15 protein-coding genes, 1 tRNA gene and 1 pseudogene are annotated in these 20297 nt (G+C 41.0%); 10 read left to right on the top strand and 7 right to left on the bottom strand.

Features of this window, described 5'->3' with window-relative positions; all coding sequences use genetic code 11:
• Nucleotides 1-461 precede the first annotated feature (461 nt).
• Nucleotides 462-1643: a Tsr0667 family tyrosine-type DNA invertase gene (locus tag DBK98_RS07415; protein WP_005783269.1), complete on the bottom strand. Its 1182-nt coding sequence runs from the start codon at nucleotides 1641-1643 to the stop codon at nucleotides 462-464.
• A 452-nt stretch (nucleotides 1644-2095) separates the two neighbouring features.
• Here DBK98_RS07415 and DBK98_RS07410 point away from each other — a divergent pair, with 452 nt between their 5' ends.
• Both DBK98_RS07410 and DBK98_RS07405 read left to right on the top strand, forming a co-directional pair.
• A complete protein-coding gene (locus tag DBK98_RS07410) occupies nucleotides 2096-5278 on the top strand; it encodes a SusC/RagA family TonB-linked outer membrane protein (protein ID WP_032531709.1) in 3183 nt (1060 codons plus the stop codon).
• Between the two features lie 11 nt (nucleotides 5279-5289).
• Nucleotides 5290-6885, top strand: coding sequence for a SusD/RagB family nutrient-binding outer membrane lipoprotein (locus DBK98_RS07405; protein ID WP_005810596.1), 1596 nt, complete (start codon nucleotides 5290-5292; stop codon nucleotides 6883-6885).
• A gap of 109 nt (nucleotides 6886-6994) precedes the next feature.
• On the opposite strand, the gene DBK98_RS07400 is transcribed toward DBK98_RS07405, so the two are convergent.
• From DBK98_RS07400 to DBK98_RS07380, 5 genes are all read right to left on the bottom strand, one after another.
• A complete protein-coding gene (locus DBK98_RS07400; RefSeq protein WP_005778522.1) occupies nucleotides 6995-7639 on the bottom strand; it encodes a MarC family protein in 645 nt (214 codons plus the stop codon).
• 56 nt (nucleotides 7640-7695) lie between these two features.
• The gene (locus tag DBK98_RS07395) at nucleotides 7696-8388 is read right to left on the bottom strand and encodes a YjjG family noncanonical pyrimidine nucleotidase (protein ID WP_032535370.1); all 693 of its coding nucleotides are present in this window, start codon (nucleotides 8386-8388) and stop codon (nucleotides 7696-7698) included.
• Nucleotides 8389-8478: 90 nt separating this feature from the next.
• Nucleotides 8479-9336 carry a hypothetical protein gene (locus DBK98_RS07390; RefSeq protein ID WP_005810598.1) on the bottom strand — a complete coding sequence of 286 codons (858 nt, stop codon included), beginning with the start codon at nucleotides 9334-9336 and terminating at the stop codon, nucleotides 8479-8481.
• A 35-nt stretch (nucleotides 9337-9371) separates the two neighbouring features.
• Nucleotides 9372-10046, bottom strand: a complete 675-nt coding sequence (gene rsmI / locus DBK98_RS07385) for a 16S rRNA (cytidine(1402)-2'-O)-methyltransferase (protein ID WP_005823261.1) — start codon at nucleotides 10044-10046, stop codon at nucleotides 9372-9374.
• An 18-nt stretch (nucleotides 10047-10064) separates the two neighbouring features.
• Nucleotides 10065-10844, bottom strand: a complete 780-nt coding sequence (locus DBK98_RS07380) for a hypothetical protein (RefSeq protein WP_187143821.1) — start codon at nucleotides 10842-10844, stop codon at nucleotides 10065-10067.
• A 4-nt stretch (nucleotides 10845-10848) separates the two neighbouring features.
• Here DBK98_RS07380 and DBK98_RS07375 point away from each other — a divergent pair, with 4 nt between their 5' ends.
• From DBK98_RS07375 to DBK98_RS07350, 6 genes and pseudogenes are all read left to right on the top strand, one after another.
• A complete protein-coding gene (locus DBK98_RS07375) occupies nucleotides 10849-11448 on the top strand; it encodes a thymidine kinase (protein WP_005778531.1) in 600 nt (199 codons plus the stop codon).
• Nucleotides 11449-11511: 63 nt separating this feature from the next.
• Nucleotides 11512-12651: an AI-2E family transporter gene (locus DBK98_RS07370; RefSeq protein ID WP_032535368.1), complete on the top strand. Its 1140-nt coding sequence runs from the start codon at nucleotides 11512-11514 to the stop codon at nucleotides 12649-12651.
• A gap of 94 nt (nucleotides 12652-12745) precedes the next feature.
• Nucleotides 12746-12818, top strand: a tRNA-Lys gene (locus DBK98_RS07365).
• Nucleotides 12819-12950: 132 nt separating this feature from the next.
• On the top strand, nucleotides 12951-13292 hold the full coding sequence (locus DBK98_RS07360; RefSeq protein WP_033572485.1) for a transposase family protein: 342 nt from the start codon (nucleotides 12951-12953) through the stop codon (nucleotides 13290-13292).
• 25 nt (nucleotides 13293-13317) lie between these two features.
• Nucleotides 13318-14271, top strand: coding sequence for a transposase (locus tag DBK98_RS07355; RefSeq protein WP_005811090.1), 954 nt, complete (start codon nucleotides 13318-13320; stop codon nucleotides 14269-14271).
• 767 nt (nucleotides 14272-15038) lie between these two features.
• Nucleotides 15039-15773: pseudogene (locus DBK98_RS07350) on the top strand (class I SAM-dependent methyltransferase).
• 156 nt (nucleotides 15774-15929) lie between these two features.
• Here the strand turns inward: DBK98_RS07350 and DBK98_RS07345 are convergent.
• A complete protein-coding gene (locus DBK98_RS07345) occupies nucleotides 15930-16937 on the bottom strand; it encodes a helix-turn-helix transcriptional regulator (protein WP_005823133.1) in 1008 nt (335 codons plus the stop codon).
• A 188-nt stretch (nucleotides 16938-17125) separates the two neighbouring features.
• Here DBK98_RS07345 and DBK98_RS07340 point away from each other — a divergent pair, with 188 nt between their 5' ends.
• Both DBK98_RS07340 and DBK98_RS07335 read left to right on the top strand, forming a co-directional pair.
• On the top strand, nucleotides 17126-17941 hold the full coding sequence (locus DBK98_RS07340; protein ID WP_032536861.1) for a class I SAM-dependent methyltransferase: 816 nt from the start codon (nucleotides 17126-17128) through the stop codon (nucleotides 17939-17941).
• A gap of 12 nt (nucleotides 17942-17953) precedes the next feature.
• On the top strand, nucleotides 17954-20293 hold the full coding sequence (locus DBK98_RS07335; RefSeq protein ID WP_032536860.1) for a TonB-dependent receptor: 2340 nt from the start codon (nucleotides 17954-17956) through the stop codon (nucleotides 20291-20293).
• Nucleotides 20294-20297 lie beyond the last annotated feature (4 nt).

Here is a 20297-nt window from a genome sequence, read left to right as displayed (position 1 = left end):
GAATGATTCCCATATCTATCTCCCACTATTGTACGCGTAATTCGCTTATTGCAAGTGAAATATAGATTAAAAAGTATGCGATTGAAAAAAGAATGTTATACTCAATAGTTCCAAACGAAAAAAAAGTCATAAAGCAGTCTATTATTATTTTACATAAACGGCTTAGAAATAAAAAAGGATAATTACTAATTTGATATTTATATAAAAACAGAGAATGCCAACCTAAATTTCCTCATAATAGGATTAATAAACTTATATATTTAATAAACAGCCAATTAAACCGTTCACTTTTTGCATGTAGGAAGTTAGTTTTAACATTATGTTAAAACTAACTTCCTACATGCAAAGAATTAGTGATTTTCAATCAGAAAACAAGTTCTTTATAGAAACGGTACTTGAGAACTGTGATTCGTGTTAACAATGTTAATAGCCAATACATCTACGTAAGGCACAAATCTCTGTTACATATAAGATACTTTACGATTATTTTTAGACTTTTCTAAGTCTCGTACAATAGTTATGTCCATTATATTAGTATAAACTTGAGTTGTCTTCACGCTTTTATGTCCCAATAGCTTTTGTACAGTAGTAATATTGACTCCACTGTATATTAATAATGTAGCATTGGTATGGCGAGCGGTATGGAACGAAATACGTTTATTCAACCCTGATAATTTTGCTATGATCAATAATTCCTTATTCACATTTGAATTATCTCTAAGCTTAAAAAAATCAGCAAGATTATCCTGATATTTATTCAAGACTTCTATTCCTTTTCCCTCAAATAAAAGATAAAGCGGAAGGCGCACTTCCGTATTCGTTTTCACAGATTTATAAATAAGCCAGGTTTCCTGATGCATTTTCACTATGTTTTCAGGGGATAAGTTGGTGAAGTCAGAATATCGTAATCCTGCATAACAACAAAAGAGGAAAGCATCTTTTGTCTTTTCCAGTTTCATAAACCGGCCATCCAATTCCAAACTTTCAATCTTTCCTAATTCTTCTGGAGAAAGGTGAGTATGACTGTTTTCGATACTTTTAATTTTATATTTTCTAAAGGCATATTTCTGTATCTCCATATATTCTTTATTTATGGCTACATTGATATGTCTTTTCAAATGTTTCATGTGCTTCGCAATGGTATTGGTGTGGTACCCTTTTTGTTGGAGGTAATGATCAAATGAGGATATAAATTCAAATGTCAGATCTGAGAATGACACATCTTTCTTATAGCCTCTCAATAACTCCAAAGTTGATAAATGGTTACGTTTGGTACTCTCCTTCAATGAAGATTTGGCTATTTCGTTGCGGAAGAACGCAATAAACGAAGTTCCATCATCCTGACTTTCCATTGAATTTTTTAGTGAATCCAATGAAATTTGTTTTCCCTGTTGCCACAATCCCAGTTCTTTCTTCTCTATTTCTGCCATGAACTCATAGAGCATGTGATTGATAGCATCCGCATTAGGGTGGTTTTTAACCATCCTTTTCTTGAAATCCCATTGGTCAGGACTCAAGTAAACCTTGGTAGAAAAATATTTCTTCTTCCTGTTTAAGTAAGCCTCAACCTGTACCAACGCCATCCCTTTTTTGTTCAGGCTCTTTTTTCTATTATACACTAAACTGTAAATAATTTTATCCATTTCCTCTATTTTTAATTAATACTATGGACAAATAAGACGTGCATAGACTCAATATTAGAATTGAATAAGGTTTAATATCTGCTAAAACCTGCTATTTTTATATAGAAATAACTAATTTGTATTTTTTAAAAGTGACTAATTTGTATTTATAAAAACTTCCTTGACAGAAAAACGAGCACTATTTTTGCTCATATTAAGCCTTGAATATACAAAAATAGACAAAAATGCATATTATTAGTACCTGCAACATGTTAGCAATACAAACCCCGTTTACGTTTTTTAAGGCGTATTTCTATGTTATTAGACATAAAATCGCGTATTTAGATAACGATTTGTTATATTTGCAAGGTTTTTTTATAGAAATAATTGTTCGTTTCATATTTCTTAATATATTTGCATTTTGTTAGAGTAAAGAAACAATTAATGTAAAGTTAAACTTTAAGAGAGAATTTATGAAAAGAAAATTAATGCTGTTATTGACTTGCCTTTTTATAGGTATAGGTCTAGTAACCGCCCAAACTCAGAAGGTAACAGGTGTTGTTATTTCTGAAGAAGATGGGCAACCAGTTGTTGGAGCCTCTGTATTAGCTAAGGGCACCACTGTAGGTGTTATTACTGATCTAAATGGTAAATTTACGTTATCTGGTATACCAAGTTCTGCAAAGACTTTGCAAATTTCGTATATCGGTATGCAGACTGCTGAGGTAGCAATTGCACCGATAATCAAAGTGATATTAAAGACTGATGCTAAGGCACTTGACGAAGTCGTAGTAACAGCAATGGGTATCTCAAAAGAGAAAAAAGCGTTAGGGTATGCCGTACAGGATGTGAAAGGAGATAAGCTGACTCAAGCATCAAGTAGTAACCTTTCCAGCGCTTTACAAGGTAAAGTTTCAGGAGTAGAGATCTCACCGTCATCAGGTATGCCGGGTGCCTCTTCCAAAATGACTATTCGCGGATCACGCTCGTTTACAGGAGATAACACTCCCCTGTATGTTGTGGATGGTATGCCTATCTCATCATCTACAGACTTGGATACTTTCAACTCTGTTACAGGCTCTGACTATGCAAACCGTGCGGTAGATATCGACCCGAATGACATTGAAAGCATCAACATCCTGAAAGGTCAAGCTGCTTCTGCTCTGTATGGTATGCGCGCATCAAATGGTGTGGTAGTAATCACTACCAAGAGCGGTAAAGGTGCACGTAAAGGTAAACCGGAAGTTACCATCAACACTGGTTTATCATTCGATAAGGTTTCTACTATGCCGGATTTCCAAAAAGAATTCGCACAAGGATTTAATGGTGCTTTTAGCCCATCAGATTCTCGTTCTTGGGGCCCTTTGATCTCAGAACTGGCTAACGATCCCAAATATGGTGGCAATACGGATAATACCTATACCCAGAAATACGGTAAACATCAGGGGCAATACTATGTAGACCAGCGTGCCAAAGCAGGACTGGACCCATGGGCTACTCCTCGTGCATATGACAATGCTAAAGATTTCTTTAATACAGGTGTAACGTGGAACAGCAGTGCAAACGTGGCACAAAGCCTCGATAAAGGAAGTTACTCTTTGTCTTTAGGAAGTACTACTGCAAACGGTATTGTACCTTCTACAGGTATGGATCGTTATAATGCAAAACTAACTGCACAAGCTCAATTGAACAAAAATTGGTCTACCGGTTTCAATGGAAACTTCGTTTATTCTAAAATCAAAAAGCAAACCGGTGCCAACAATGGTATCCTGGCAACTGTATATGGTGCACCGTCCAGCTACGATTTAGCCGGTATCCCATCACACATTGATGGAGATCCTTATACACAAAACACGTATCGTTCGACAGGCGGTTTCGATGGTGCTTATTGGGCCGTTGAAAATAACTCTTTTAAAGAACGTACTCAACGTTTTTTTGGAAATGCATTTGCTAAATATTCTACTGATTTCGGTACAGAAAATCATAAACTGGATGTAAAATACCAGTTAGGTACCGATGCTTATACCACTAACTATACCGATACATGGGGATATGGACACTCCAACGGAACAGGTAGCATTGAAGAGCAGAGCGTTACAAACAATGAAATAAATTCATTGTTAACTGTTACTTATGACTGGAAAATCACTCCGGAACTTGACTTAAATGTATTATATGGTAATGAATTAGTCGATAATTCTTCAAAATACAAATACAACCTCGGAAATAACTTCAATTTCCCAGGATGGAACCATATAGCTAACGCATCAATCTATTCGTCTACAGGAACCTACCATCGCGAGCGTACCGTTGGTAACTTCGGTAACATTTCATTAGCATATCGTAGCATGCTGTATTTGAATGCTACTGTTCGTAATGATATTGTTTCATCCATGCCACGCAACAACCGTTCATTCACTTACCCTTCCGTTTCTCTTGGTTTCATCTTTACCGAATTGGAAGCACTGAAGAATGATGTTCTGACTTATGGTAAAATTCGCGCTTCTTATGCAGAAGTAGGGCAGGCAGGTACTTACTATCCTTCTTACTATAAAACTCCGGTCTATGGTGGCGGATTCTCGTCAGGAACTCCTATCCAGTATCCTATTGGATCAATCAGCTCATATATTCCATATTACAAAATTTATGATCCTAACCTGAAACCTCAGAACACCAAATCATACGAAATCGGTGCAGACTTCAGTTTTTGGAACGGTTTAGTTTCATTGAACTATACATATTCACGCCAGAATGTAAAGGATCAGATATTCGAGGTGCCTTTGGCTACTTCTACCGGATATAGCGAATTGATCACAAATGGTGGATCGGTACATACAAACTCACACGAAATCACTTTGAGTGTAAATCCGATCCAAACTAAGAACTTCAACTGGGATTTTGCATTCAATTTCTCTAAAATCGACAACTATGTCGATAAATTAGCTCCGGGTGTATCAAGCATCATGTTAGGAGGTTTTGTTGATCCGCAAGTACGTCTGAGTGCCGGTGATAAATTCCCGGTTATCTATGGTACAAGCTATCAAAGAAACGAAGATGGTCAGATTGTCGTAGATGAAAACGGTATGCCGACATTAGGTGAAAACAGAGTGTTGGGAAGTGTATCTCCTGACTTCAGACTGGGCTTCAATACTACTTTTGAATTTTATAAGTTCCGCCTCTCTGCAGTACTTGACTGGAAGCAAGGTGGATGTATGTATGCCGGTACTGTGTCAACACTCGACTATTATGGTGTAACCCAGAAATCAGCAGACTATCGTAAAGCTGATTACTTCTACTTCAATAAACCGGCTGTAAAACAGTTGGCAGATGGTTCTTACGCACCTAATGACATCAAAATCAGCGGTGAGAACGCTTATAATTACTTCGACAGATTGAGTACGATCTCTGAAGCCGGAGTATACGGTTCTTCATTCCTGAAATTACGCGAAATCGCTTTAAGTTATCCGGTACTGGATAAGTCATACTTAGGCGTAACAGTAAACGTCTTTGCACGTAACTTATTGCTTTGGTCAGAAATGGATAATGGTATTGACCCTGAATCATCACAGGGAAATAACAACATGGCTGGTGCTTTCGAACGCTTCTCGCTCCCGGGAACATCAAGCTATGGTTTTGGTATTACAGTTAAATTCTAAAAAGGACAAAAATGAAATCAATATTTAATTTATCAAAAGGCATATTGTCTGTGGCATTGATTTCCGTTGCATTTGCTTCCTGTTCGGAAGATACAATGGATCGTATTAATGAAGACAAAGACCACACAACCAGTGTACCTGCCAAATTCATCTTGGCTGACGTAATCACTGCAACTGCATTTAGCAATATCGGAGGCGACTTTAATACATATTATTCTACCTACGTAGAGCATATGGTTGGAGTAGACAATCAATTGGCAAATGCGGAAAAGCGTAACGGAGAGCCTTCGGCATCTTCTACTTTTAACAATGTATGGGGTAATTTATACTCTACACTGAAGAATGCACGTATCGCAATTAACATAAGCTCAAATGAGGTTTCAGCCAATTATACAACCAAAGGTATTGCCGAAGTATTGGCCGCAATCAATGCAGGACTGATCGCAGACTCATTCGGTGACACTCCTTTCAGCCAGGCTGCCCTTCCGGAATTAGTCAATGGACAACCCCAGTTTATGACTCCGGAATTAGATAAGCAAGAAGCTATTTATACTACCATTATGGAATATTTGGATGCAGCAATCACTGATCTTCCCAAAGGTGACAAAAGCGATGAAATTGGTGAGTATGACTTCATATATAAAGGTGACGGAGAAGCATGGTTAAAACTAGCATACGGCTTGAAAGCTCGTTATACAATGCGTCTGTTAGCTCGTTCTTCTTCAAAAGAAGCTGATTTACAAAAAATTTTAGAGTACATAGAGAAATCATATACATCTATTCAGGATCAAGCTGCTTTCTCTATTTATAGTGCAACAAACTTAAACCCGTTATTTGACTTCCAGTGGAGCCGTGACGGATTGGCTGCAAGTAAAAGCTACGCTGATAAACTAATAGAACGTAAGGATCCGAGATTACGCCGTATCTTTTGCATTGGACAAGGTAAGGTAACTGGAGAAGAAAAAGCTGTGTCCATCCAAGTAACCGGTGCAGATGACCCAAGATTCCTTATGGCCGATAACGGTACGGCAGAGTCTGTTAAATATGAATATAATACTCCTATATTCGTATATTCGCAAACATGTCCAACCTTATTAATGAGCTATCATGAATTACTTTTCCTGAAAGCTGAAGCATTGGCTCGCTTGAATAAGACCAATGATGCGGCAGATGCTCTGAAAGATGCTATTGTTGCAGCCATTGCAAATGCAGAAACAGGTGTAACAGCTGCACTTAACGCTCCTACAGTAAAAAGTTACGGAGGCGTTAAAGAGACTACCAAAGCTATCACAACTGCTGAAGCAGAAGAGTATTTCACCAACAACGTAAAACCATTATTCGATGCCAATCCTGTAAAAGAGGTAATGGTACAGAAATATATTGCATTTCTTGGAGCCTTCGGTGAGACAACAGAATGCTATAATGATGTACGCCGCCTCAAAGCAATGGGTGAGGAATATATCAAACTGGACAACCCTTACAAGTTCCCACTTCGCGCACCTTACGGAGCAGATGATGTAAGTGCAAACCCGAACGTAGAATCTGCATTCGGAAACGGCCAGTATGTATATACCGATCCGGTTTGGTGGGCCGGCGGTAGCCGCTAATCAGCATAATGCTTTCTAAAGTATTTATCAAACAATAAAGAGAATGCCCGGATTTACATATAAAACGTATCCGGGCATTCTTCTTTTTCTGAACGAATCAGTATCTGATTTATAGCAACCCTTCTTTCAAGATACCTACCAATATCGGATGCAATCCACTGACAAAACATTCAACAGCAATCACCATCAAAATAAGTCCCATCAAACGCATCATCACGTTATTTCCGGTCTCCCCCAACACTTTAACTAATCGGGTAGACGCACGCAGAATCAAGAAGGTAATAAAATAGATCAAAGCAATAATGCCAATTAACGTTCCTTTCATTTCAATAGTATGGGCATCCTCCATCAAAACAATGGCATTAGCTATCGCCCCCGGACCACAAAGCATAGGTATGGCAAGTGGAGTGATCGAAATATCGTCAGCATAGGTTTTAATCTCTTCATCTTTCAATTTCATCGGAGTGTACCGTGCCTGCAACATATCAAAGCCTATCTTGAAAATAATCACTCCACCTGCAATACGAAATCCGTTGGTCGAAATACCGAAGAATTTAAAAAGGAATTGCCCTGCAAAAACAAATACCATTAAAGTGATAAACGAGACGAAAGTGGCACGGCGAACAACCGCTTGCCGCTCTTTATCAGTCATACCATGAGTCATGGTCAGAAAAACGGGCATTGTACCCAACGGATTAGTCAACGTAAAGAAAGAAGTGAAACAGAGTAAAGCAAAAGGCAAGAGAGTGTCCATAGTTGTATTTTTATGCGTTCTATATTGAACGCAAAAATACAATATATCTATAAATGTTACAACAGTTCCACCAACTCTTTCAAATCAGTCATTGAATAAGTAGGACGGAAAGGAAAATCAGTGCGTCCGGACACATTATAATAAGCCTGATGCATTCCCACTCCATGGGCGCCAACAATATCAGCTTCCCAACTATCCCCAATCATTAATGATTCATGTAGTTCGGATTGTGTAGCCGACAAAGCAAAATGAAAAATTTCCGGCCAAGGCTTCATCACTCCCAGATCTTCCGAAAGAATTATTTTATCAAAATATGTATCAATGCCTGCCGAACGCATTTTACAGGATTGCAATTCCCTGAAACCATTTGAAAGAATATACAAATTATATTTAGGTGCCAAATACGAAAGTACCTCTTCCGCATACGGCATTAGCCGCCTTTTAGTAGGAACTATCAAAAAGAAATCGTCAGAATAACGTTTTGCAAGCATTTCATCGTCAACGCCAACAGCTTTCAAAGGATATAAAAAACGCTGTCGATTCAACTCTTCTTTAGTCACCTCCCCGTTTCCATATTCTACCCACAACTCCGCATTCCTCTTTTGGTAAAGAGAATAAAAATGGGAAAACGAATCGAAATACCTTCCCAATCCATATTTATCGTAAACTTCTTCAAACGTATCATACGCATTTTGGGAAAAGGCCCAGAGAGTATCATCTAAATCAAAAAACAGGTTTCTATATTTCATATTAATATATCAGGTACATTTCAAAAAAGAGAGCACGGATTACATACTGTGTAGTCCGTGCCCTTATCAGTTACGTTTGTTTTATACTACTTATTTGACCTGGATTACCAGATATTTAGATACACTCCAGAATTCTTTCGGATTCGTGATCTTCAAAGTCAGCTGACCTTTATCATCTTTAACCAGCTCGTAAGATTTAGCCGGATGAGTAGTGAGCAAATCAGCACGTTTAGAATATAATTTAATCTCTTTAGTAGTACGGATATCGATCTGAGTAAAATAATCCTTGTTGAAATCCGCACTCTTCAGCACATCCCCTTTTTCAAGAATCTTCTGAGATTTAAGCTCCGATTTAGTACCAAACACAAACCATGCACTATTGATGGCCTTATCCTGTTCTGCTACGGTCTTTGCCTTGGCTTCATTTTCAGCAGCCAATGACTCTTTATCGGCAGTCAGTCCGGTTACTGCAGCATCCAATTCCTGAATACGGATATTCTTAGAAGCTAATTCAGCCTGAAGTTCTTCGATACGCTGAGTTTTAGCAACCAACTCCTGAGTCAAAGATTCAACGGCTTTTTTCAATTGTGCCGAATTATTCTTACTATTCTTCAGCATAGCCTGCAACTTAGCGATCTGTGCCTTGTTTTCTTCCATCTGTTTCGTGATGAATTCAATATCAGATGCTATTTGTTGTTTTGCGGTTGCAGAATTCTCAGAGATAGTGCCACGGGTCAAGTCAACACGGCTTTCAGCTGCGTTTATTCTACGAAATCCTTCCTGAACTTCGTTGAAAGTACCCATCATTTCGTCCAATTCGGCATTGCGCTGGGTCAACTCCATCAAAAGAGAATCATTTTCTGCCTTCAGGTCCTTACTTCCACCACCCAGGCCGTTACACGAAGCCAACATAGCTGCGCATACTAATAAAACTACTAACTTTTTCATACGATTACGTTTTACGTTTTTAAATGAAGTTATTATTAATCGTCTATTCCTGCAAGTACAATCACAATCTCGCCCCGGGGTTCGGTAACGGTAAAGTGTTCTATCAATTCACTCAAAGTCCCGCGAACCGTTTCCTCATGAATCTTTGAAATTTCACGGGACACAGATACCCGACGTCCGGGACCGAAATATTCGGCAAACTGTGTCAATGTTTTCAGCAAACGATGTGGGGATTCATAAAACACCATTGTTCTGTGTTCATCCACCAACGATTTCAATTTTGTCATACGCCCCTTTTTCTGAGGGAGAAAACCTTCGAAACAAAACTTTTCGTTAGGCAATCCCGATGCTACCAACGCCGGAACAAAAGCTGTTGCCCCGGGCAGGCATTGTACTTCGATACCATTGCGCACACATTCACGAACTACCAGAAAACCCGGATCAGAAATTCCCGGTGTTCCGGCATCCGAAATCAAAGCGATGGTTTCTCCTGCCTTTATTCTATTAACAACACTCTCCACCGTTTTATGTTCATTAAACTTATGGTGGGATTGCGTCGCGTTTTTAATCTCAAAATGTTTCAGCAAGATTCCGGAAGTACGGGTATCCTCCGCCAGAATCAAGTCGACCTCCTTCAGGACTTTAATAGCCCTGAATGTCATGTCCTCCAAATTCCCGACCGGCGTCGGTACCACATATAGTTTTCCCATATCCTAATAATCGCGTTTTTATATAAAGTACTTTTTGAGAAGTTCCACTAAATCAGCTTTAGCTTCATTTTCCTCTTCCACCTTTATTTTAGAAGATAAGAAAACAAGAGCCGCATCCAGTGAATGCATCTCCCCAATCTGTTGCAACACATGATTCATTTGCTCCATGCTTCCCCCAAACAGTTCACGGGAAAAGCGAAACGAATCATTCAGACTGATTGAACGGCGTAAATCTCCGGCTGTTTTAATCCGCTCGGCCAAAATAGGTGTAGAAGCCGTATTGGTTTCAATCTTCATAGATACTTCAGCCGATTGTGCCGGTTCTACGGTCACTTCAGGCAATTCCAATTGTTCAGATTCCGGCATCTCCGGAGCCTCCGGAACTATTACAGGCTCTTCATCTTTCTCTGGGTTACCCACAACTATTTCTTCTTCTTCTTCTTCTTCTTCTGCTGCTGCTGCTGACACAGGTTCCGGCATTGGATTTATAATCCGGTCAGGAAGTTCGTTTTCCGGTAGTGCTCCCCGGTCCAACTGTTCCAGTAAGATGTCCAACCGGCCACGCATTTGCACAATATTTCTCTTTGCCACTTCACGCAAAGCAGAGTCCGGTTTACGCGAAACGGCCTCCATCAGGCATTTAAGTTCCTGAATATCCAATTCTATATCGTTCAACAATGCTTGCATATCTACATCTGAATTTCTTCTTGAATGACTTCGCAAATGTAGAAATAAATAATGAAAAAACACCGAGAAGCCAATAAAACTATTACTTTTGCAACCAATTATAACATACATCAGCATGGTATTATTTTCAGAAGATCATATACAAGAGACGAGAAGAAGAGGAAGAATTGAAGTAATTTGCGGTTCCATGTTTTCAGGAAAAACCGAAGAACTGATCCGTCGCATGAAGCGGGCCAAGTTTGCCCGCCAACGCGTAGAGATATTCAAACCTGCCATTGACACACGCTATTCTGAGGGGGACGTTGTTTCACATGACAGTAATACCATTTCCTCCACCCCCATCGACTCTTCAGCCAGCATACTGCTTTTCACATCCGAAATTGATGTGGTAGGCATTGACGAGGCACAGTTCTTCGACAGTGGATTAATAGATGTATGCAATCAATTGGCAAACAACGGAGTACGTGTCATCATAGCCGGATTGGACATGGACTTCAAAGGCATACCGTTTGGTCCGATGCCGGCTTTGTGTGCCATTGCCGACGAAGTATCCAAGGTACATGCCATTTGTGTAAAATGTGGACAATTAGCCTCTTTTTCACACCGTACGGTGAAAAACGACAAACAGGTGCTATTGGGTGAAACAGCCGAATACGAACCTTTATGTCGGGAGTGTTACCAGAAAGCCCTGCAAGAGGACAAAGAAAAATCATAATGACCTCACGGTAGCAAAGCCCGGACATTTCCGGTGAGGTCGCACATCAAACGTCAGATTATTATGGAAAGGAAAAAGATTACATTTGATAGTTTCATACGTGGTTCCATCTGCTGTGCGCTCATTGTGGGATTACTGATACTTTTTAAAAGGCTCAGCGGCGTGCTGCTACCTTTTTTTGTGGCATGGCTTATCGCTTATATGATTTATCCGCTCGTCAAATTTTTCCAGTATAAATTACGCTTTAAAAGCAGGATCATTTCTATTTTCTGCGCATTGTTCAGCATTACCATAATAGGAATTGCCATTTTTTACCTTTTAGTGCCCCCAATGCTTGCCGAAATAGGACGAATGAACGATCTGTTGGTTACTTATCTGACTAATGGTGCTTATCGTTCCGGAACAGTGCCTCCTACTCTTTCGGAATTTATCCACAGACATATCGACCTTCAGGCACTGAACCGAATCTTAAGTGAAGAAAATATAATGAATACCATTAAAGAGACTGTTCCTAAACTTTGGGCACTCGTTGCGGAATCTATTAATATTCTGTTTAGCGTATTCGCTTCATTCATCATTTTATTATATGTGGTATTCATCTTGCTCGACTATGAATCCATCGCAGAAGGATGGCTTCACCTGCTACCAGGCAAATACCGTACCTTTGCATCCAATCTGGTCAATGACATACAGGATGGAATGAATCGCTATTTCCGCGGCCAGGCACTTGTTGCCTTCTGTGTCGGCATCTTGTTCAGCATTGGGTTCCTGATCATCGACTTTCCGATGGCTATTGCCTTGGGACTTTTCATCGGTGCCCTCAATATGGTTCCATATCTGCAGATTATCGGTTTCTTGCCCACCGTCATATTAGCAATCCTAAAAGCTGCTGATACCGGTGAGAATTTCTGGGTAATCCTGGCAGGTGCCCTCGTTGTTTTTATTGTTGTTCAAGCCATCCAAGATGGTTTCCTTGTCCCAAGAATCATGGGAAAGATCACAGGGCTCAACCCTGCCATCATTCTTTTATCTCTTTCCATCTGGGGATCCTTGCTCGGGATGTTAGGTATGATCATAGCACTCCCGCTCACCACCCTAATGCTCTCCTATTATCAACGTTTCATCATCAACAAAGAGAGAATAAAATACGACACACATGAAACATCTGATAATCAGAAGATAGAGGGAGATGACGAAAAATAAATAAAACTTTTTTCACCCAAAAGCTTGCAGATATAAAAAAAGTCACTACCTTTGCACCCGCAATCAGGAAATAACTGATACGCAAATAAGGATTGATTCGCTAGCTCAGCAGGTAGAGCACAACACTTTTAATGTTGGGGTCCTGGGTTCGAGCCCCAGGCGGATCACTCAAACAGCCTCAGAATCAATTCTGAGGCTGTTTGATTAATACCCCTCTCCCAGTTATCAACAAGGGATCAATGAATAACTCTGAGGGGTGAAATTATAAATTCTTATCTTTGCCTTCAAATTTATAGAAAATGGAGTTAAATGGTTATCGCCTTCTTCTTCCTGAAGGCACCTTGGATTACTTTGCTCTTGTTGATGTGAAGGAAAGCGTGAATGAGATTGTGATTTACCTTGAAGAGAAGAATCTGGTTCCTGAGCAGTATGCCGGTGAGGGCACTGAGAGCAAAGGCTTTTATGATCCAGTGGTTGTCCAGGACTTTCCCCTTCGTGGCAAGAAAGTGTATCTGAACATTCGCCGTCGTCGCTGGATATTAAAGAAGAGCAATGAGTATATCTGCCGTAACTGGCGCATGTTAGCTGAGGGTACTCGTATGACGCAGGATTTTGCGTTTTTTTTAAAAGAACTATATTGATAATTATCCGATCAGCTGCAAGTTATTGGGTACTTTATATGGCGTTGACGGGGATTTATTTGAACGTCAATACCGTAACCATTTAAGTGGCTACCTCCACTGGGAGCAGCTTGCCCACGCAGAGAACTGGCTTTTGTTTGAAAAGAACATTGGTGCCTACGTCTGCATTGATGAAGTGGCTCTCTCTCGTGGAGAACTCTATACTGTGTTGATTAATAAAGAGGCTCACGGTGGTAAAGGCAGTATTATCGCTATCATTAAAGGTACGGCTGTTTGTACAGTCACCTCTGTCCTGCTTAAACTTTCCCGTCGTCGTCGCTACCAGGTACGTGAGATAACATTGGATATGGCCCCCAATATGGCACAGATTGCCCGGACTTGCTTCCCTGCCGCCAAACGCGTTACAGATCGTTTCCATGTACAGAAATTAGCCTATGAAGCTGTTCAGGAGATGCGCGTGAAAGCTCGCTGGGAGGCTTTGGACGAAGAGTCCATACAGATTGCTTACGCAAAGGCCTGCGGAAAGATGTATCATGCGCCCGTTTTCGCTAATGGAGATACAAGAAAACAGTTGCTGGCAAGGAGTATTTATCTGCTTTACAAAAAAGAATCGCTATGGACTCAGTCACAAAGGATACGGGCCGAGATTCTATTTAAAGAATATCCCGATATAAAGAAGGGATATTATCTGGCCATGCGGTTAGGCTCAATCTATCATCAGTGTAAGTTTAAAGATATTGCTTTGACAAGGCTTGCAAGGTGGTATGATGAAGTAGACAAATCGGAGTTCCTCACCTTTGGAAGGGTAGCGCGCTCTATACAAACGCACTATCTGAATATAATAAACTTCTTTGAAAGAAGGGCTACCAATGCAGCAGCAGAATCATTTAATGCTAAAATCAAAGCGTTTAGGGCACAGTTCAGAGGAGTAAGAGATAAAGCATTTTTCTTGTACAGACTCGCCAAATTATATGCATAAAAAGAAAAGCCCTCAGATTTTTACATTGATCCATAATACAAGTTCCTTATTCACACCTGTTCATAAAACCTGTTTACTACAAAACAAACCACAGATAGCCAGATAATTATCCTGTTAATAACTTCGTTCAAAAGCTGTTCAATAAGAAAAATAAAAGGGATTCTCTCTGTAATACTCTGTAGTGAAAAGGAAGCTAAGAAGCAAGTTCTTAAATAAGATACTACCCGTTCCAAAGTGCTAAAGCATTAAATGAGAAACAGAGAAAGAAAGTAATTTAAGTTCATCTTAGCAGCCGAGATGTACATCTTGACAGCCAAGATCTATATCTTAGCGGCTAAGATGTAAATCTCAGCCGCTAAGATGAAGAAAGTCAGGTGAAGAAAGCTACTTTCCAAAGGGATGAAAAGAACTTTAGTCGAAGTGCTTCTGGATTTAGTATCTAACTTCGCTATGAGTGTATTTAAAGCCATTGACAAGTTTCCACCAACAACGAATCCAAAAAGATGTCTCAAAGCAGGCAACGACTCTCTATGAAGTTGTTCACAAAGCCTATTTAAAAAGAGATACCACCTATATATCAACAATTTACCCTGTTAATAACTTTATAGAAAATTCTCAGGATCAAAGAAAAGCAAAGTGGATATCGGCACAAAAATACGATCTATTCCGATAATCAGCAGATTATCTTTCGTACTTTTGCCCCTTCAGCGGTTAATGCATAGGTGAAATGCAGGGCAAGATGTATAAACAGAAACGATTAATAATTTATGAAGGAGAATGTTTACGATAAAGAATCCTTCTTTGAGAAATATGGCGAGATGCTACGCTCAAAAGAAGGGTTGAAAGGTGCGGGAGAATGGCCGACACTGGAAAAGATATTACCTGATTTTGAAGGGAAACGGACACTTGATTTGGGATGTGGCTATGGATGGCACTGCATATATGCAGCTTCTAAAGGAGCAAGCCATGTGGTTGGTATTGATTTGTCTGAGAAAATGCTACAAGAGGCTGAAAAAAAGAAGGAGTCCGACAAAATAGAATATCACCGGATAGGGATAGAAGACTATGATTATCCGTCGAATCGCTTTGATGTAGTTGTCAGTTCACTGGCTTTACACTACATTGAAAATTTAGAAGAGATATTCCGAAAGGTGTACCGTACATTAGCCCAAGGAGGAACATTCGTGTTTACAATGGAACATCCGATATTTACGGCACATGGAACCGAAGATTGGTTTTACAACACAGCAGGAACCGCACAGCACTGACCGGTAGATCATTATTTCACTGAAGGATACCGGGAGACTTCTTTCTTGGGAGAAACGGTAGTGAAATTCCATCATACTTTAACTTCCATATTGCAGGGACTATTGCAGGCCGGATTTACCATAACCAATGTGATAGAGCCTCAACCGACTAAAGAGATGCTGCAACAGATCAAGGATATGGAAGAGGAATTGAGACGGCCTATGATGCTGGCTGTTTCTGCCGTCAAAGTCTGAACAAGCAAAGGGAGCAAAACCTGCGCAAACTTTCACAGACCAGACTTCATATACGGATTTATCCCAATGATATTATCGTGTAAATCTGCTGATAAAGGAAGTTTTTCTCAAACGCTTTTACCATTTATTCCGTCGGACGGCAATCCCGTCGTTACCTCAGGAGGCGCCCAAACGGCTGCACCTGTATTCCAGAGGGGTCAGTCCGAACTTCCGTTTGAAGGCCGTAGAGAAATGGGCATGATATTCATAACCGACACATGCCCCGATCTCTTGTATCGTCTTACTGCTATCCAGCAGATAACGACAGGCTATCTCCATACGATAATCAAAAATATGGCCGAACACGGTGGTACCAAATACCGTTTTGAAACCTCGTTTTAAGGTACATTCGTTGGTACCTACCCGCAATGCCAACTGATGAAGCGAAGGGGGATTGAGATACTCCTGCTCAATAATGGCCTTGGCATGATGGATCTTATCACACTCTATCCCGACAGAACACGAACAATGAAGACACTCCTCTCCTCCCCGCCGTGCGAGAAAAAGCGAAAGAATTTCCCTAATCTTGGCATCCACATACATAAGTGCCATATTCCCATTCAGCTGTGAAAGCTTAATATCACTCAACGCTTTATAAATACCGGTACAAAAAGGGCGATTTGTCCGATATGCCCTGTAGAGTCTATCACAAAAAATGGTTTCGATATCTTCATTACCAAACAGGTCGGGATATTGTCCGGCAAGTTCACGGATATAATCGTTGGAAAGCATAATCTCCATCATGTGAAACGGCGTATGCTTAGGGAAACAGACGCATGAGTCTATCCCGTCACATTGCAGGAGATTGGCATCTCCTTTGTTCCACTCCTCACTCCGGGTAATAGGGTCATAAAAGCAAGTGACGTGTCCGGCTAAGGCGGCACAAAACCAAACAGCATGATATTCATCGGCCTGTGCATACATCTCAATGGACTCCTCACATGATATATGATGTTCCATAATCGAAAAAAACGGAGTACATATTTCTTCGAATGTCGCTTTCAAATACCCATTGTCAATCCGATAACTATTTCTTTCTGTCCGGCTCTCTCCCGCCAGATTCTGTACGGGCCATTCCAGCATCATTTCATGCAAATCATGTTTCATTAACCGAGTTGCCATCATTATTCCTTTAAGTTAAAGTCAAGTTCCTTTTCGCGTAAGCAGTAAAAGCCGGTAAGGCTCTACTTTTGTCTCCAATTGGAGAGTAGATACAAAATTACAATAAGCCACCTATCGGCACAATCCCCATTAATAGGTAATTCTCCACGAATAATAAACAACAACCGGAAATATAAAAGCAGAAACTAAACATGAAAGTAAATTTATCAGGAGTTCCCGAAACTCTGTTTATAACCTTGCGAATAAGGGCTATAGAAACAGTAAAACCCAACGGCGCTATCAAAGACCCTTATGCCATAGATATACTCCACCGAATCGAACTGGCAAGTTCTTCGAAAGACAAAGTTTCGGAAGGTTCGCAGGTGGGCACAATTGCCCGTACCCTCGTATTGGACGAAATCATCCTCGACTTCCTGTCGAAACACCCTAAGGGAGCTACCATCGTAAATCTGGGATGCGGACTGGATGCACGCTGCAAAAGACTTCCATTGCACAATTGCCTTTGGTTAGACATCGACGTAGAAGAATCCATCGGGTTACGAAAACTTTTCTTCAAGGAAACGGATAATTATAAAATGATCGCCCGGTCGATGTTCGATGATTCATGGATGAACTCTGTTCCCAGAGGTCTTCCTCTGCTGATCATATCGGAAGGAGTGATGATGTACTTCAAAGAAGAAGATATCAGAGAGTTAATTTACCGGATCGGGCAACGCTTCCACCATGCGGAAATGGCATTCGACGTAATTAATACATGGACAGCCCGTAACTACAAATGGCATCCGGACGTAAAGAAGTATAACGCACCATTCCGATGGGGAACAGACAACGTATATGAGATGGAAGACTGGTATCCGGGACTACACGTGATTAAGGAATACCTGTATATGGACCGCTTAAAAAAACGATGGCCTCTGTTCTTCAAAGTAATGCTCCCACTATTCCCATCTTTACGGAAATCGTCCCGGATAGTACATATGAAGTTCCAACAACAATCATCTAAATAAGGAGAACAGGATATGAGAAATAAAATCTGTGTTTTCATCATCACTCTGCTCTCACTGTGCAGCGGCCTCCCGGCCCAAACACAACCGGGCAAACTGAGCGGAGTCATCATCGACACCAATGACGAGGAAATACTCCCGGGTGCCAACATATATATAGAAGCACTGAAGAAAGGCGTCTCGGCGGATAAAAACGGGGAGTTCCTCATCGAAGCTCCTGCGGGACGTTATTCGGTCACTTTTTCGTTTATGGGATATCACACCCGGAAAGAGGAAATAACGATTCCGAATACCAAAGGTAAAAAGCTGGTTATCCGCCTGGAACCGGAAACTCAGTCACTGGGTGAAGTTGTCATCACAGCCAAAAGTGAAGCCCGCCAACTGCGCGAGCAGGCCATGCCTATGTCGGTAATCAGCATGCAACAGCTACAGGGGACGGTCAGTAATGTGCAAGATGTCTTGTCGAAAACCGTAGGTGTAACCATCCGTAACACAGGAGGTGTAGGCAGTGCGTCCCGGGTATCGGTACGCGGTCTGGAGGGGAAACGAATCGGTTTCTTCATTGACGGAAGCCCGATGAATGATAATTCGGACTTCATCGACATTAATGACATACCCGTGGAGATGATCGACCGAATTGAAATCTACAAAGGAGTGGTACCCGCAAGGTTTGGCGGATCATCCGTAGGCGGAGCTGTAAACATTGTCATCAGGGAGTATCCGCCCAAGTACCTCGATGCCAGCTACAGCATCGAAAGTTTCAATACCCACAAGCTTTCACTGGTAACCAAACGGAATATTGCTTCTAAAGGACTGGAATTCGGAGGCGGGGGATTCTATACCTATTCTGACAACAACTATAAGATGGAATCTCCCTTCGAAGAGGGGCTTGTCATTAAACGTAACCACGATAAATTTAAAAAGTTAGCTGTTGCAGGTAGTCTGAAAGCACGTAAATGGTGGTTCGACCTGATTGAGTTTGAACCTGTCTTTATGCACACTTTCAAAGAAATCCAAGGAATCGAATATAATATTGAAAAAGCCCACACTTACTCTGACGCTTTCCTCTTTGCCAACAAGTTGGAGAAAGAAAACTTTCTTGTCGAGGGGCTCGATATGGAATCGAATCTGGCCTATGCTTATACGGTATTTCATATGGTGGATACCGCCGCATATCGGTACAATTGGGACGGTACCACTTACCCCGCCGTATCCGAATATGGAGGGGAAATAGGCAAATGGGCTTCAAACGCCAGAAACGAGAAACATACAATCACCCACAAGTTACACCTGAACTACGTTATCAACAACAACCATTCTGTTAACTTCAACTCGCTGTTCAGTTATGCATCCGGACATCCTAAGGATGACCTGAAGGACAAAGTTGTCGGCTATAAAACCAACTTCAAAAGTACGATGATGAGTTGGATTGCCGGAATAGGATACGATTTCCGCACGAACAATGATATTTTCCTGAATTCACTTAACGTGAAGTATTATACATACGGCATGAATACTCACATGAGCAGTATTATGTCATCGGAAGCAGAAAAAGTAGACATGCTGAAACGAGATTTCGGTATCAGCAATGCCCTCCGTTACAGATTCACTCCGGACTTCATGGGTAAGTTTTCGGTTGGATATGACGTACGCCTGCCTGCCGAAAGTGAACTTTTGGGCGATGGATATGCAGTCGCTCCTTCCGGAAATCTGCTCACGGAACGGAACACAAGCATCAATCTGGGGTTCCTGTTCGACCGTACCGGAAAGTCTGCCAGTAATCTTCAACTGGAATTGAACACTTTTTATGGGTATCTCGAGAATATGATACGGTTTACCGGAGGTTATCTGCAATCACAATACCAGAATTTCGGAAAAATGCGCACTTTGGGAGCAGAAGTAGAGGTGAAAGCGGACCTTACCCACTGGCTTTACGGCTACTGCAACATGACCTATCAGGATTTGCGGGATGTACGAAAGTTCGAACCGAACACTCATGTCCCCAACCCGACCAAAGGTAGCCGGATGCCTAACATCCCCTATCTTCTGGCAAACGCCGGACTGGAATTTCATAAAGAAAATCTATTCGGAGGCAAAATGCAGAATACCCGCATCTTTACGGACGGTTCTTTCGTTGAAGAGTATTTCTACGACTTTGAACAAAGCCGGTTCCAAGAGCGAAGAATACCACGCACCTTCTCTGCCAACGTCGGAATAGAGCATAGCTTCATGAACGGACGGTTCATCATCACAGCACGGATAAACAATCTGACTAATGCCCGGATGATGTCCGAATTCAACCGTCCTCTACCCGGACGCAATTGGGGAGTAAGGCTGAGATATGTATTGAAATGAAACA

Source organism: Bacteroides sp. PHL 2737, from assembly GCF_004115325.2.
Lineage (GTDB): Bacteria > Bacteroidota > Bacteroidia > Bacteroidales > Bacteroidaceae > Bacteroides > Bacteroides hominis.
This window is presented reverse-complemented; position numbering and strand designations above follow the sequence as displayed.

Coding starts and splice junctions, on each gene's coding strand:
- DBK98_RS07415 (WP_005783269.1), bottom strand. CDS start 1,643: ATGGATAAAATTATTTACAGTTTAGTGTATAATAGAAAAAAGAGCCTG.
- DBK98_RS07410 (WP_032531709.1), top strand. CDS start 2,096: ATGAAAAGAAAATTAATGCTGTTATTGACTTGCCTTTTTATAGGTATA.
- DBK98_RS07405 (WP_005810596.1), top strand. CDS start 5,290: ATGAAATCAATATTTAATTTATCAAAAGGCATATTGTCTGTGGCATTG.
- DBK98_RS07400 (WP_005778522.1), bottom strand. CDS start 7,639: ATGGACACTCTCTTGCCTTTTGCTTTACTCTGTTTCACTTCTTTCTTT.
- DBK98_RS07395 (WP_032535370.1), bottom strand. CDS start 8,388: ATGAAATATAGAAACCTGTTTTTTGATTTAGATGATACTCTCTGGGCC.
- DBK98_RS07390 (WP_005810598.1), bottom strand. CDS start 9,336: ATGAAAAAGTTAGTAGTTTTATTAGTATGCGCAGCTATGTTGGCTTCG.
- rsmI (WP_005823261.1), bottom strand. CDS start 10,046: ATGGGAAAACTATATGTGGTACCGACGCCGGTCGGGAATTTGGAGGAC.
- DBK98_RS07380 (WP_187143821.1), bottom strand. CDS start 10,844: ATGTATGTTATAATTGGTTGCAAAAGTAATAGTTTTATTGGCTTCTCG.
- DBK98_RS07375 (WP_005778531.1), top strand. CDS start 10,849: ATGGTATTATTTTCAGAAGATCATATACAAGAGACGAGAAGAAGAGGA.
- DBK98_RS07370 (WP_032535368.1), top strand. CDS start 11,512: ATGGAAAGGAAAAAGATTACATTTGATAGTTTCATACGTGGTTCCATC.
- DBK98_RS07360 (WP_033572485.1), top strand. CDS start 12,951: ATGGAGTTAAATGGTTATCGCCTTCTTCTTCCTGAAGGCACCTTGGAT.
- DBK98_RS07345 (WP_005823133.1), bottom strand. CDS start 16,937: ATGATGGCAACTCGGTTAATGAAACATGATTTGCATGAAATGATGCTG.
- DBK98_RS07340 (WP_032536861.1), top strand. CDS start 17,126: ATGAAAGTAAATTTATCAGGAGTTCCCGAAACTCTGTTTATAACCTTG.
- DBK98_RS07335 (WP_032536860.1), top strand. CDS start 17,954: ATGAGAAATAAAATCTGTGTTTTCATCATCACTCTGCTCTCACTGTGC.